Origin of the sequence: Bradyrhizobium jicamae, assembly GCF_018130215.1 — a bacterium.
GTDB classification, from domain to species: domain Bacteria; phylum Pseudomonadota; class Alphaproteobacteria; order Rhizobiales; family Xanthobacteraceae; genus Bradyrhizobium; species Bradyrhizobium jicamae_A.
In genome coordinates, this window is sequence record NZ_JAFCKQ010000041.1 from 1 (window position 1) to 14,262 (window position 14,262).

Annotated in this window: 9 protein-coding genes, 1 tRNA gene and 1 pseudogene; 5 read left to right on the forward strand and 6 right to left on the reverse strand. The window is 65.2% G+C overall.

Annotated elements, in window-relative coordinates:
* A partial coding sequence (locus tag JQ586_RS30850; protein WP_212398407.1) for a hypothetical protein occupies positions 1 to 196 on the forward strand: 196 nt, incomplete at its 5' end.
* Between the two features lie 2,055 nt (positions 197 to 2,251).
* Here the strand turns inward: JQ586_RS30850 and JQ586_RS40700 are convergent.
* From JQ586_RS40700 to JQ586_RS30865, 6 genes and pseudogenes are all read right to left on the reverse strand, one after another.
* Positions 2,252 to 2,362 (reverse strand): annotated as a pseudogene (locus JQ586_RS40700) (SOS response-associated peptidase); the annotation flags it as partial.
* 24 nt (positions 2,363 to 2,386) lie between these two features.
* Positions 2,387 to 2,587 (reverse strand): hypothetical protein, encoded by a 201-nt coding sequence (locus JQ586_RS40705; protein WP_312017037.1) that lies wholly within the window; start codon positions 2,585 to 2,587, stop codon positions 2,387 to 2,389.
* A 345-nt stretch (positions 2,588 to 2,932) separates the two neighbouring features.
* Positions 2,933 to 3,130 carry a hypothetical protein gene (locus JQ586_RS30855; RefSeq protein ID WP_212398408.1) on the reverse strand — a complete coding sequence of 66 codons (198 nt, stop codon included), beginning with the start codon at positions 3,128 to 3,130 and terminating at the stop codon, positions 2,933 to 2,935.
* 71 nt (positions 3,131 to 3,201) lie between these two features.
* Positions 3,202 to 3,324: a hypothetical protein gene (locus JQ586_RS41195; protein WP_283815498.1), complete on the reverse strand. Its 123-nt coding sequence runs from the start codon at positions 3,322 to 3,324 to the stop codon at positions 3,202 to 3,204.
* A 9-nt stretch (positions 3,325 to 3,333) separates the two neighbouring features.
* Entirely contained in the window at positions 3,334 to 3,516 is a 183-nt protein-coding gene (locus JQ586_RS30860; protein WP_212398409.1) for a hypothetical protein, read from the reverse strand.
* 583 nt (positions 3,517 to 4,099) lie between these two features.
* Positions 4,100 to 4,176: transfer RNA gene (locus tag JQ586_RS30865), tRNA-Arg, on the reverse strand.
* Between the two features lie 264 nt (positions 4,177 to 4,440).
* Between JQ586_RS30865 and JQ586_RS30870 the strand changes: the two genes are divergently transcribed.
* The 4 genes from JQ586_RS30870 (at position 4,441) to JQ586_RS30885 (ending at position 14,261) form a co-directional block, all read left to right on the forward strand.
* Positions 4,441 to 4,812 carry a hypothetical protein gene (locus JQ586_RS30870; protein WP_212398410.1) on the forward strand — a complete coding sequence of 124 codons (372 nt, stop codon included), beginning with the start codon at positions 4,441 to 4,443 and terminating at the stop codon, positions 4,810 to 4,812.
* Between the two features lie 320 nt (positions 4,813 to 5,132).
* Positions 5,133 to 10,346, forward strand: coding sequence for an alpha-2-macroglobulin (locus JQ586_RS30875; protein ID WP_212398411.1), 5,214 nt, complete (start codon positions 5,133 to 5,135; stop codon positions 10,344 to 10,346).
* The gene (gene pbpC / locus JQ586_RS30880) at positions 10,343 to 12,457 is read left to right on the forward strand and encodes a penicillin-binding protein 1C (protein ID WP_212398412.1); all 2,115 of its coding nucleotides are present in this window, start codon (positions 10,343 to 10,345) and stop codon (positions 12,455 to 12,457) included. The genes JQ586_RS30875 and pbpC overlap by 4 nt, the downstream gene beginning before the upstream one ends.
* Before the next feature lie 61 nt (positions 12,458 to 12,518).
* Positions 12,519 to 14,261, forward strand: coding sequence for a glycosyltransferase family 39 protein (locus JQ586_RS30885; RefSeq protein ID WP_212398413.1), 1,743 nt, complete (start codon positions 12,519 to 12,521; stop codon positions 14,259 to 14,261).
* The last annotated feature ends 1 nt before the right edge of the window (position 14,262 follow it).

A 14,262-nucleotide genomic window follows, 5' to 3' on the forward strand; every position in this document is an offset into this window, starting at 1 on the left:
CCTTAAAGCTAGACTAAAGGTCACACGCTTCGCGAATTACCACCCGTCACGCAAGACGGCCCTCGTCGGAGGCGTACTCAATGCCGACGCACAGACCGAACGATTCTTGGCCGCTCATGAAGAATCCGCCGAGAGGGACGGCGGAAAATTGCTTCGCGACGCCGTCAAAATCGATTTTCATCATGTTGCTCCTTAGCTTTAGTCCGATCTCGATCGACCGTCGGATCAGCCAGGTCGCAGAATGGATTTTCGGGTTACGGAAAGGCTTTTACCGCAAGTTGCAATTCTTGGACTCGGATCAGAGGCTGGCGCAAATGCCGCGCTGCACGAGGACTCAGTGCAAGCCTAAAAGCATCCCGCAACCGATAGTGGAAGGCAACGGGGGCCCGGGCTTTTCCGGTGATTAAGCGACAGGCGCCCTACTGCTTCGTGCTAGCGGGGGCCTTTTGCTGTCTGGGCGTTGGTCGCCCTTTCCTGGAAGCCAGCCGGACGACGCTCTTGCATTTCGGGCAACACAACAGCTGCACCTCGTATTCAGCATTCAGCGGCTCGACACCGATCGAGCGTCTCGGACCGCGGCAAGTCTCGCACAACTGCTCAACGGAAATGGTCATGGCGAACCAGATACGAGGCGAATTGTTTCGAGGGCGGCTATGCAGTGAGATCAAGAAGCAGGACGACAGAAAAGGGCGGCCCCGGCTCGTCACGGACCGAGGCCGTCAGGCGTAGGGTCCTCTGTCGCCCCAGAACGGGGGCCGGTGGACAGAGTAGCGTCTGATTATCAGTCCAGGCTTACACACACCTTACCGCGCGTTGGCTTTCTCGACCCGATCGAAGGCGGGTGCGTCGGGTTTTTCGCCTTGATCCAGTCTTTCGACGGGCCGCCGCGGCATTGACAAATATGCCCTCAGGTCGGCGGTGCAGCAGCCGTTCGAGGTTCGTTGCGCATCGACAGCGGCAGGCCTCGCAGATCCTCGTCGGTCGTGCACCGCATCGAGCCACGGGACCGTCGGTAACGCTGCGTTCAGCAGTCTGGGGCTATGATCTGCGGCGTCAGGTAACCCTTGCCAGCCTGCCTGATGCGTAGAGTTGGAATGAGGAAGGCCCCGGATCTGTCCCCGGGGCCTTTTCTTTTTTAGAGGTGCGACTCGCGAGCATCGGTGTTGGGTCCGTGTTGCGTTCCGGGATAGCGGGCACCCAGGCCCAACTCCCCGGCGCATCTCCATCCTCTTGTGCACACAGGGAGCGCGAAGCCGTCCACCAACAGGGGCGCCTTCGCCGGATTACAGAAGGAGAACCGCGGCGAGCGCGATCGCCTGCCAGGATTAAGGGGTATCCGGCAATCGCAATCTCGTCGGGCCGTCCGTTCGTCATGCTGGGACGGTTGTTTCAAACGCCAGCACGACGTTGATTCAAGTTAAACGACCCAAATGGGCCTCCAGTGTTCTTCGGCTGTGAACACAATGTTTTCTACTGGTCAGGAACGCATACCGAGATCTGAACGCAATAAGCCCGCCCCGAGAGGCGCCCTTGGTCGCCTTTGAACCCAGTCGGTGGCGTCCGGCACGTGGGCGGGATCGCCGCCAGTTGGAGCAAGCGGCGATCCCTGATCGCGCGGTACGCACGGCCAAGCGGCGTCGGCCAACCCGCGCAACTGTCGACAGGCTAAAATTCAGAACGCCCCCGGCAATTGCGATATCGGAGCAGAAAACCGACTCGTTAGGGGTAATCTCATGGGGTCGGGCCGAACAGGCCTTTCCCGGCCCGAGCCAAGCCGCGCAGGCTTACATCAACCTGTCAGTGATGGTTTCTATGTATTCTGGCGGCATGGCTGGGCGGGATCGTCGCCCCTTGGGGATGAAGCGGCGATCCCTGATCGCGCGACGGTCGGGGGATTGCGTGGGGCGCATCGGCCAATCTACACGACTGACGATATCGTAGATGCTAGAATGGAAGCAGCAATTGCCATTCCGGACTAGCCCTAAAGGCTGGGCGAAGCGGCGACTGGCCGATGAGTGCGATGCCGCGTATGAAGGCGGCGAGGTCGCTAAGAACGGTGGCGCTCGCGGCAACCAGTTTGCCGGCTTTCCGCGAGAGAACACTGCCACCTCGGCCGACCTCGGTCTCTCCCGCAAGTCGCCGCCGGGGATCATCGATATGAGCACTGCAGCGGTATCGCTGAGCACACGACGAACAAGTCCTGTCGTTTGCAGCATCAGATCATCTCGCGTTCGTCACCCGCATTTCAGACAGGGAAGACACCCGGCATCGGTGCCGGGTTGCCGACGTAGCGGTTGACCACGCGGAAGAGGTTCAGGATCGAGGCTTGGTTGGTGGTGATCGAATAGAGGTCGCAATACAGGATCCGCCGCCGATGCACTCGAAGCTAGATCACTCTCTTTTTGGAAGCTCGCAAGCTGCGAACGTAATACCCCTGTCTCTCAACGGCAGACTTGATCTCATCACTGACCTTGAAAACTCTTTGTCTGCTCTTGCGCCATTTATGACTGGAAGAGAGCACGGGTATCGCAGAGCCTCTGCTTAGTACGAGTACGTCGCGCTTATCGTTGCGATAGATATCAAACACTTCTCGCTCCGCTGATAATATTGAAACAAGCATGAAGTATATTTTCGTTCGTCCGGGTGGGTCAGCGTAGTATCTCGGACGACTGCGCGGGTTGTAAATTTGCAACGCCGACGACTTCTGCTTCACCGCGTTCCAAGCAGGGAACAGGTCGAACCCACATTGTGGATTGCGGGGGAAATTCTGACGCGTGCAACGATCGCCGTGGCGTGTGCCTGCAATTTACGGCGCGGCCGGGTTTGTTGTCTCCTCGAAGATCTTCACGCCCGTCGCCCTCGCGTACCAGCAGTGCTTCGCCGCTCCACCGGGGGGCCAGACTTGGTCCTCCGTGGTCATCCGGATGGACGCTCAACCTGCTTTTGTGCGGTTGGCCGCTTCAGCCTCCCGCGCCAGCCGTTCTGCCTTTAGGCGCTCTCGATTATCGTGGAACGCTTTTTGGGCTTTGGCGTAATCGGTCATAGCTTCCTTCGCGCTGACCGCCTTGAATACCTTGTGGGCTTCGCGTTCCGCAGCAGTCGTTGGCAGCCGCTTTCGGTCTCTGATCATAGTTGACCTCCCCACTTGGGGCTCAATAGTCAACGCGCGGAGAGGGCTTTCGATCCTGTCCGCCAGCCAACTCATCTGACCTTCGCCTTCAGTCCGATCTCGACCGGCGGATGGCCGCGGGGTCCGGGGAGATCGGCCTGGATGCGCCGCCAATCGTCGAGCGACTTCAAGGCGTCAGCCTTCACATAGGTCAACTCGCCGGTTCACGCCGGCGGGTTTTCCCTTGGCGCAATTTCCATTGTTTCAGGTGGTCGACGGCGACGCGCGCTATGTTCGGTCATGGCTTTCACCGCCTCATTTTCGTCGGCGCAGAAAGCGATGCTTCGCCGATCGGCAAACACCAGCCACTGGCGAAGGCCAACTTCCCTGATGACGTACTCGGTCATTTTCGAGCGTCCTGCAGCGAGTAGAACTGCATCTTATGCGAGCGACGTTGCTGTTCCATTAATCAGAAGCCAGCCGAGGCGGTGACGAATGGAGCGGCGAGCGAAAGGCCGGCGTTCTTTCCAGAGATTGGGAGCGGTCGCCGCCAGGAAGCGCGGGCCGCAACGTCCAGCCTCCTATGATTTCGGCCGCGACCTCTGCTTCCAGGGCATCGGCGCCTCCGGCTTTGCAATGGGAGCGATCGGGACCAGGGAGCCGCCCGCAAGCGGCGGGTTCGCGCTGCGCTATGCCGCGGTCATGCAGAGCCTGCGCGACGAATGGTGCGGCCACGATGATCAGACCAACCATCATGTCCCGATAGCGAGGCGGCTACTCATCGACCTCGTCGGCGGCGAGTGCGCGCAGTCCCTCCGCGAACAGTTCGCTTGGCTCCGAAACTCTTCTCGGTGGGGCCCGTCCGGACGTCTTCGGCGGGCCTTTTCTGTTATCGGACCAGACGGGAAAGCCTGAAACCAAAAGGTCTTCCGCCACACTGGATGAGACGCGCAAATCTCGAGGACAAACCTGGCAACCTTTTGAAAATACTGGCGATCCCGGCAGGATTCGAACCTGCAACCCGCGGAGTAGAAATCCGCTACTCTATCCAGTTGAGCTACGGGACCGTTAGCCGTCTTCTAGCACCGGCAATATGAAAAATCCGCTGTCGCGCCAAGCCTGTCCCGGCCGATTTTTTGTGAATGGGAGCCGTGGGCGTTCGCCGGGTGCGGCATTTTCGCGCCGTGCTGGCTTCTGTGAACGAACCCACATGTTCGCGCTTAACGTGCGTGATATTTCTGAACATGTCCAGCGTGTGATGGCCTGCGCTGGCTGAAACGACGCGAGACTGCCGGCAATCTGCGGATCAAACCCCATCAATGGAGATGAATATGCCTCATCATTTTGGTCGAGCAGCGTTACCCCTGTTGTGCCTCGCCCTCGCGGCCTCGGTCACCCCGGCGCGTGCGGAGCAGGCGCCGTCGATCCAGGTCGGATCGGATACCAGGGCGAAGTCCGTAACGGAATGTTTGAAGGACGCAAAGTTCGCCATCACGGAGACCGGCCTCAGCGTGACCTTCACGTCCGGGCCGCATATCGGCGGCGCCGGAACGCTGCGGGGCACCGGCGCGGCCGTGCTCGTCACCTGCCTCGAGCAGGGCGGACGAACCTTCATCGAGGTGGTCGGCACCAGCCTCGACGGGGGCGCCGCCGAGGAAGCCCGCAACCGGGTGCGCACCATCACGATGGGGCCGCCGAGCTGAGGCCCGCAATCGGTTCGCGATCGCGCCGGGTGGCGAGCCCGGCGCGACGCGTCATCCTCCTGTACCGTCCCCGCGAAACATCCACCCATTCCCGACATTGGTCCGAACCGATGCTTGCGATCGTGCGACAAAGGCGGGTGGGGACCGCGTGCGGCGGTTGCCCCACTCGGTTCGGCACTTCTCCGGTGCGGTCGAGGGATCGGTTTGGCAATGCAGGCCGCGACATCGTTGCTCGTTCATCTTGACGCCTTCACTCCGTCACCTTTTCGCGCATTTTTGTCTGCCACGCGGCTGACGTCCGCGGCCCAGGGAGCTCCATCATGGTCGGTTTGATTCGTGCCGCGGCATTTTGCGCCACGCTGGCGCTTGGCCTCAGCCTTGGTGTCGCACAGGCCGCCGACAAGGCCTTCAGGCGCGACGATCTCGCCGATTCCGCGATCAAGCTGGAGGCCCAGATCAAGAGCGAGGCGGGCGCCGTCAACAAGCCGGCCGCGACCTTGCGCACCGACGCGGACGCCGCCTTCAAGCGCAACGACTTCCGCTCGGGACTGCAGATCCTCGGCCAGATCGCGGCCACCACGCCGGAGGACGGCGCCAACTGGCTGCGGCTCGCCAAGACCATCTTCCAGATCCGCTCGAACAGCACGAGCGAGCAGACCTTCCTGCTGGAGCGGGCCTCGACTGCGGCCTACATGGCCTATCAGCGCGCCGGCAACCAGGGCGAGGAGGCCGATGCGCTCGCCGTGCTAGGCAAGGCCTTCGCGGAGCGCAAGCTGTGGCGGCCCGCCCTGGATAGCTTGCGGATGTCGCTCGACATGCGCGAGGTGGCCGATGTCCGCGGCCAGTATGAGAAGATGCGCGACGAGCACGGCTTCCGCCTGCTCGACTATACCGTCGATTCCGATTCGGCGTCGCCCAGGGCCTGCTTCCAGTTCTCCGAGGACCTGGCCAAACGCGTCGACTTCGCGCCGTTCCTCGCGCTCGCCGGCACCGACAAGCCGGCGCTCTCGGCCGAGGACAGGCAGCTCTGCGTCGACGGGCTGAAGCACGGCGAGCGCTACAACATCAACCTGCGCGCCGGGCTGCCGTCCGCCGTCAAGGAGGGCTTACCGAAATCGGCCGAGTTCAACATCTACGTCCGCGACCGCAAGCCCTTCGTGCGCTTCACCGGCCGCGCCTACGTGCTGCCGCGCACCGGCCAGCGCGGCATCCCGCTGGTCAGCGTCAACACGCAGGCGGCGGTCATCAACGTGTTCCGGATCGGCGACCGCAACCTGATCAACACGGTGATCGACTCCGACTTCCAGACCGCGCTGAGCAGCTACCAGCTCTCCGAACTCGGCGGCCAGCGCGGTGTCAAGGTCTGGTCCGGCGAGCTTGCGACCGCTGCTACCCTGAACCAGGACGTCGTCACAGCGTTCCCGGTCGACCAGGCGCTCGGCGACCTCGCGCCCGGTGTCTACGTGATGACCGCCACGGCCAAGGGGCCGGGCAGCGAGGAGGACGGATCGCTTGCGACGCAGTGGTTCATCGTCTCCGACATGGGCCTCTCGGCGTTCTCGGGTAACGACGGTATCCACGTCTTCGTCAACTCGCTGGCGTCGACCGATGCTGTGGCGAATGCCGAGGTGAAGCTGGTCGCGCGCAACAACGAGATCCTCGCGACCCGCAAGAGCGACGCGGCCGGCCACGTGCTGTTCGAGGCCGGACTCGCGCGCGGCGAGGGCGGACTGGCGCCGGCCTTGCTGACGGTGACGAGCGAGAAGGCGGATTATGCCTTTCTCAGCCTGAAGACCAACGCCTTCGACCTGACCGACCGCGGCGTCGCGGGAAGAGCGATTCCGACCGGTGCGGACGCCTTCGTCTATGCCGAGCGCGGCGTTTACCGCTCCAACGAGACCGTGTATCTCACCGCGCTGCTCCGCGACGGGCAAGGCAACGCGCTGACCGCAACGCCGCTGACCATGGTGATCGAGCGGCCCGACGGCGTCGAATTCCGCCGCGCCGTGCTACCAGACCAGGGCGCCGGCGGCCGCACGCTGGCGGTGGCGCTGAACTCGGCGGTGCCGTCAGGCACCTGGCGGGTCCGCGTGTTCACCGATCCGAAGGGCAATTCGGTCGGCGAAACCACCTTCATGGTCGAGGATTACATCCCCGAGCGGATTGAATTCGACCTCACGGCCAAGGACAAGCTGATCAAGGCTGAAGTTCCAGTGGAACTTCAGGTCAATGGCCATTTCCTGTACGGCGCGCCGGCCTCCGGCCTCCAGCTCGAGGGCGACATGCTGGTGGCCCCCGCGGCCGCCGGCCGGCCCGGCTATCCCGGCTACCAGTTCGGCGTCGACGACGAGCAGAGCGCGAGCAACGAACGCACCTCGATCGGCGACCTGCCGGAGGCCGACGCCAATGGCGCGGCGACCTTCCCGGTGAAGCTGGAGAAGGCACCGACCTCGACGCGGCCTCAGGAGGCCCAGATCTTCGTCCGCATGGCAGAGACCGGCGGCCGCGCGGTCGAGCGCAAGATCGTGCTGCCGGTTGCGCCTGCGACCTCGCTGATCGGCGTCAAGCCACTGTTCGGGGACAAGAGCGTCGCCGAGGGCGACAAGGCCGAGTTCGACGTCGTGTTCGTCGCTCCCGACGGCAAGCAGATGTCGCGGGACGGGCTTCGCTACGAACTGCTGAAGATGGAGTCGCGTTATCAATGGTATCGGCAGAACTCGTCCTGGGACTATGAGCCGGTCAAGTCGACCACGCGAGTGGCCGACGGCGATGTGAACCTTGCCGCCGACAAGCCGATGCGGCTCACGTTCCAGCCCCAGCCCGGCCGCTACCGGCTCGACGTCAAGTCGCCCGATGCCGACGGTCCGGTGACCTCGGTGCAGTTCGACGTGGGCTGGTATTCCGACGGCAGCGCCGACACGCCCGATCTGCTGGAGACCTCGATCGACAGGCCGGAATACGCGTCGGGCGATACCATGACGGTGTCGGTCAATGCGCGCACGGCCGGCAAGCTTTCGGTCTATGTGCTCGGCGACCGCCTGCTGACCACGGACAGCGTCGACGTCAAGGAAGGCACCCAGCAGGTCAGGATCCCGGTCGGCAAGGACTGGGGCACCGGTGCCTATGTGATGACGACCTTGCGCCGTCCGCTCGACGTCGCCGCCGGGCGGATGCCGGGCCGCGCGATCGGATTGAAATGGTTCGGCATCGACAAGAAGACCCGCACGCTCGCCGTCGAGCTCACGCCACCCGCTTTGGTGCGGCCCGGCTCGACGTTGAAGATTCCGGTCAGGCTCGGCGGGCTCAATCCCGGAGAGGACGCCAAGGTGGTGATGGCGGCGGTCGATGTCGGCATCCTCAATCTGACCAACTACAAGCCGCCGGCGCCCGACGATTACTATCTCGGCCAGCGCCGCCTCACCGCCGAGATCCGCGACCTCTACGGCCAGTTGATCGACGGCATGCAGGGCACGCGCGGCCAGATCCGGAGCGGCGGTGACGCCGCCGGCGCCGAGCTGCAGGGCTCGCCGCCGACTCAAAAGCCGCTCGCGCTCTTTTCCGGCATCGTCACGGTCGGGCCCGACGGCGCGGCGGAAGTGAGTTTCGACATCCCCGAATTCGCCGGGACCGCACGGGTGATGGCGGTGGCGTGGAGCGCCACGAAGCTCGGCCGCGCCACCACTGACGTCACGGTGCGCGATCCCGTCGTGCTGACCGCGACGCTGCCGCGCTTCCTGCTGTCAGGTGACAAGGGCACCATGAGCATGGACATCGACAATGTCGAAGGCACCGCGGGCGACTACTCCATCAGCGTCAAGGCGAGCGGACCGGTCAAGGTCTCGGGCAATCCGACCACGACCCTGAAGCTGTCAGCCAGGCAGCGCTCCTCGCTGTCGCTCGGGCTGGAAGCCGGGGGCGCCGGACGCGCCGAGTTCGACGTCGATATCGCTGGCCCCAACGGGCTGACATTGGCGCGGCACTACGCGCTCGACGTCAAGCCGGCGACGCAGGTCCTGGCGCGCCGCTCGATCCGGACGCTCGCGAAGGGCGAGAGCCTGACGCTGACCTCTGACATGTTCTCCGATCTCGTCCCGGGCACCGGCAGCGTGTCGATCTCGGCCTCGCTCTCGACCGCGCTCGACGCTGCGAGCATCCTGAAGGCGCTCGATCGCTATCCCTACGGCTGCTCGGAGCAGATCACGAGCCGCGCGCTGCCGCTGCTCTATGTCAACGATCTCGCCGCCGGCGCGCACCTGGCGATGGATACCGCGGTCGACCAGCGCATCCGCGACGCGATCGACCGGCTGCTGGCTCGACAGGGGTCCAACGGCTCGTTCGGCCTGTGGTCGGCGGGCGGCGACGATGCCTGGCTTGACGCTTACGTGACCGACTTCCTGACCCGCGCCCGTGAAAAGGGCTTTGTGGTGCCCGACGTGCTCTTCAAGAGCGCACTCGACCGCGTCAGGAACTCGGTGGTCAACGCCAACGAGCCGGAGAAGGACGGTGGCCGCGATCTGGCCTATGGCCTCTACGTGCTCGCACGCAACGGCGCCGCACCGATCGGCGATTTGCGATATCTCGCGGACACCAAGCTCACCAATCTGGCGACACCGATCTCGAAAGCGCAGCTCGCCGCTGCGCTGGCGCTGGTCGGCGACAAGGCGCGTGCCGAGCGGGTCTACAGCGCCGCGCTCGATGCGCTGAACCCGAAGCCTGTGCTCGAGTTCGGGCGGGTCGATTACGGCTCGGCGCTGCGCGACGCCGCAGCACTGGTCTCGCTGGCGGGCGAGGGCAACGCACCGCGCGCGACGCTGACGCAGGCGGTGTTGCGGGTCGAGGCGGCCCGTGGGCTTTCGTCCTACACCTCGACGCAGGAGAATGCGTGGATGGTGCTGGCGGCGCGTGCGCTCGCCAAGGAGACGCTGGCGCTCGACATCAACGGCCAGGCGATCAAGACCGCGGTCTATCGCAGCTACAAGGCCGGGGAGATGACGGGCCAGCCGCTCAAGATAACCAACACCGGCGAGGCACCGGTGCAGGCGGTGATCTCGGTGTCGGGCTCGCCGGTCACGCCGGAGCCTGCGGCCTCCAATGGCTTCAGGATCGAGCGCGCCTACTACACGCTCGACGGCGAGCCGGCCGATGTCGGCAAGGCGAAGCAGAACGATCGTTTTGCGGTCGTCCTGAAGATCACGGAAGCCAAGCCGGAATTCGGGCACATCATGGTGGCCGATTATCTGCCGGCCGGGCTCGAGATCGACAATCCGCATCTGGTGTCGTCAGGCGATTCCGGCACGCTTGACTGGATCGAGGATGGCGTCGAGCCCAAGGACACCGAGTTCCGCGATGACCGCTTCACCGCGGCGATCGACCGCGCCGCCAACGACAAATCGGTGTTCACCGTCGCCTATGTCGTGCGTGCGGTGTCGCCGGGCAAATACGTGCTGCCGCAGGCCTATGTCGAGGACATGTACAACCCTTCGCGCTACGGCCGCAGCGGCACCGGCGCGGTCGAGGTCCGGGCGGCGAAATGAGCGAGGCGGCGACCATCGGGCCGGTGCGCGGATCGCGCTGGCGCTGGATCAAAGCGACGGCAGCGATCACTGTCGTCGCGGCCGTGATTGTGACTGGCGCCTTCACGGCCTGGGTCGCTTCGCTCGGACCGTTGCCGATTGGCGAGGCGAGGCAGGTCTCGACCTCGGTGGTCGACCGCAACGGAAAGCTGCTGCGCGCCTATGCGATGGCCGACGGGCGCTGGCGGCTGCCGGTCGATGCGAAGACCGCGGTCGATCCAGGTTACCTCAAGCTGCTGTTCGCCTATGAGGACAAGCGCTTCTACCAGCACGGCGGCATCGATCCGCTGGCACTGTCGCGGGCGGCGTTCCAGCTCGCCACCCGCGGACACATAGTGTCCGGCGGCTCGACCATCACCATGCAGCTCGCGCGGCTGATGGAGCCGCGGCACCAACGCTCGGTGTACGCAAAATTGCGGCAGATGGTGCGCGCGATCGAGCTCGAGCGCCAACTCTCCAAGGACCAGATCCTCGACCTCTACCTCACGCTGGCACCGTTCGGCGGCAATCTCGAGGGGGTGCGTGCCGCCTCGATCGCCTATTTCGGCAAGGAGCCGAAGCGGCTCTCGCTGGCGGAGTCCGCACTGCTGGTGGCCTTGCCGCAATCGCCGGAGCGGCGGCGGCTCGATCGCTATCCGGACGCCGCGCATGCAGCACGTGACCGCGTGCTCGACCGCATGGTCGAGGATGGCGCAGTGTCGATGGAGGATGCCGCGCAGGCCAAGGAAACACCGGTGCCGAAGATGCGTCGGCAGATCCCGATCCTTGCGCCGCATTCCGCCGACCAGGCGATCGCGACGATGAAGGATGAGCCCGTCATCAAGCTGACGCTGGATGCCGCCTTGCAGAAAAACCTCGAGGCGCTGGCACGCGACCGCGCCATCGCGCTGGGGCCCGACGTCTCGGTTGCGATCATCGCGGTCGACAATGACAGCGGTGACGTGCTGGCGCGGGTCGGCTCGGCGGATTATTTCGACGAGCGGCGGGCAGGGCAGGTCGATATGACGCGCGCGGTGCGCTCGCCGGGCTCGACCCTGAAGCCGTTCATCTATGGCCTCGCCTTCGAGGACGGCTTCGTGCATCCCGACAGCCTGATCGAGGATCGCCCGATCCGGTTCGGCACCTATGCGCCGGAAAATTTCGACCTGACGTTCCAGGGCACGGTGCCGGTGCGCAAGGCGCTGCAATTGTCGCTGAACGTCCCGGCGATCGAACTGCTCGACCGCGTCGGCGCGAGCCGGCTGTCGTCGCGGCTTAGGCAGGCCGGCACCAGCCTCGTGCTGCCGAAGGATGAGACGCCGGGGCTCGCGATGGGTCTCGGTGGCGTCGGAGTGACCTTGCAGGATCTCGTGCAGCTCTACACCGGGCTGGCGCGCCTCGGCGCGACGAAACCGCTGCGCGAGATCGTGCGGGCCGATGACAACCGCGACACCATGCGGCTGATGGATCAGGCGGCGGCGTGGCAGGTCGGCAACGTCCTGCTCGGTACCCCGCCGCCGGAGAACGGCGTGCACGGAAAGATCGCGTTCAAGACCGGCACCAGCTATGGCTATCGCGACGCCTGGTCGGTCGGCTTCGACGGCCGTATCACGATCGGCGTCTGGGTCGGCCGTCCCGACGGCACGCCGGTACCGGGCCTGGTCGGCCGCGCCGCCGCCGCGCCGATCCTGTTCGATGCGTTCGCGCGGACCGGCAAGATGCCGGCGGCACTGCCGAAGGCGCCGCGCGGCGTGCTGGTCGCCAGCAACGCCAGGCTGCCGCCGCCGCTGCGCCGCTTCCGCCCGCTCGGCGAACTCGTGCGCTCCGGCAACGACCAGGCGCCGCATATCCAGTTCCCGCTGAACGGCTCGCGCATCGACGTCGATCATTCCGACGATGGCCGCTATGCGGCGATGCCGGTGAAGGTCGCCGGTGGCGTGCTGCCGCTGACGGTGCTGGTCAATGGTGTCTCAGCCGGAGACATCGACAGCCGGCGCCAGCGCCTGATCGACCCGCCCGGGCCCGGCTTTGCGCGCCTGACCGTCATCGATGCCACGGGGGCTGCGGATACCGTTGTGATCCGCGTGCAATGATCGCGCAGGAAAGCGGAACAGCACGGTTGTTTGCGCTGCAGTTTCATCGTATGCGAAGCCCATGGTGGATGGCCTCCAATCCCGGCGCTTTGGAGCAGGGCAACAGTCTGTAAAACCTGCGCATTCCAGCCGCAGGCTATTCATGGCGTTCGAGTTCGCGACGGCCAGCCAATGGCGTTCGGTCGCGTTCCTGACGCTGACCTGTCTGATCCTGTTCCTGCCCGGCTTCTTCACCATCCCGCCGATCGACCGCGACGAGGTGCGCTTTGCCCAGGCCACCAAGCAGATGGTCGAGAGCGGCGACTTCGTCGACATCCGCTTCCAGGACGACGTCCGCTACAAGAAGCCGGTCGGCATCTACTGGATGCAGGCGGCGGCACTGAAGACCATATCCGCGCTCGGGGTGCCGCGCGCGCAAGTCCGGATCTGGGTCTACCGCCTGCCATCGCTGCTCGGCGCCATCGGCGCGGTGCTGCTGACCTACTGGTCCGCGCTCGCTTTCGCGACACGGCGTGGCGCCGTGCTGGCTGCCTTGATGATGGCGAGCTGCGTGCTGCTTGGGGTCGAGGCGCGGCTGGCCAAGACCGATGCGATGCTGCTGCTCACCGTCACCGCGGCGATGGGTGCGATGGCGCGGGTCTATCTGTCCTGGCAGCGCGGCGAGGATCCGGCTCATCCGCCATGGGCGCCGCCGGCGATCTTCTGGACGGCGCTGGCGGCCGGCATCCTGATCAAGGGGCCGCTGATCCTGATGTTCGTCGGCCTCGCGATCGCCGTGCTCGCATTCCTCGACAGGTCGGCGGCATGGCTCTGGCGCATGCGTCCGGTCTGGGGACTGATGTGGATGCTGGTGCTGGTATTGCCGTGGTTCGTGCTGATCTTCCTGCGCGCCGGCGACGCCTTCTTTGCCGACTCGGTCGGTGGCGACATGCTGAGCAAGCTCGGCGCCCAGGAATCCCACGGCGCGCCGCCCGGCATCTATCTGCTGCTGTTCTGGATCACGTTCTGGCCCGGCGCGCCGCTCGCCGCCATGGCGGCGCCCGCAGTCTGGCGCGCGCGGCGCGAGCCCGGCGCGCAATTCCTGCTTGCCTGGCTGATCCCGTCCTGGCTCGTATTCGAGGCCGTGCTGACCAAGCTGCCGCATTACGTGCTGCCGCTGTATCCGGCGATCGCGATCCTGACCGCGGGTGCCGTGGAGCGGCGCGTGCTGTCGCGCTCCTGGCTGGTGCGCGGCGCCGCCTGGTGGTTTGCGATTCCTGCGCTTGGCGCGGTGCTCGTGATCGTCGGCGCGATCAAGGCGATTCATCAGCCGGTGTTTCCGGCCTGGCCGCTGTTTGCGGTCGCGATGGTGTTCGGCCTGGTCGCCTGGTGGCTGTTCGAGGACAGCCGCGCGGAGCGCTCGCTGCTCAACGCCGTGATCGCGGCGGCGCTGATGGCCGCCGGCACCTATGGCGTGGTTCTGCCGCGGCTCACCACGATGTTTCCGAGCCAGGAGGTCGCGCGCGCGCTGCGCAACGTGACCTGCGTCGGGCCCAAGGCGGCGGCGGCGGGATTTCTCGAGCCGAGCCTCGTGTTCATGACGGATACCTCGACCTTGCTGACCGACGGATCGGGCGCGGCCGATTTCCTGGCCCAGGGCTCCTGCCGCTTCGCGCTGGTCGAGCAGCGTTCCGAGCGGTCCTTCGTCCAGCGCGCCGAGGCGATCGGGCTGCGCTACAACGCGCCGGTGCGCATCGAAGGCTACAACATCTCCCAGGGCAAGGCCGTCTCGATCGCGATCTTCCGCTCCGAAGGAACGGAATGAC

Bases quoted from the DNA above. Each gene is read 5' to 3' on its own strand.
- JQ586_RS30855 (WP_212398408.1), bottom strand. From the start codon at position 3,130: ATGATCAGAGACCGAAAGCGGCTGCCAACGACTGCTGCGGAACGCGAA.
- JQ586_RS30860 (WP_212398409.1), bottom strand. From the start codon at position 3,516: ATGACCGAGTACGTCATCAGGGAAGTTGGCCTTCGCCAGTGGCTGGTG.
- JQ586_RS30870 (WP_212398410.1), top strand. From the start codon at position 4,441: ATGCCTCATCATTTTGGTCGAGCAGCGTTACCCCTGTTGTGCCTCGCC.
- JQ586_RS30875 (WP_212398411.1), top strand. From the start codon at position 5,133: ATGGTCGGTTTGATTCGTGCCGCGGCATTTTGCGCCACGCTGGCGCTT.
- pbpC (WP_212398412.1), top strand. From the start codon at position 10,343: ATGAGCGAGGCGGCGACCATCGGGCCGGTGCGCGGATCGCGCTGGCGC.
- JQ586_RS30885 (WP_212398413.1), top strand. From the start codon at position 12,519: ATGGTGGATGGCCTCCAATCCCGGCGCTTTGGAGCAGGGCAACAGTCT.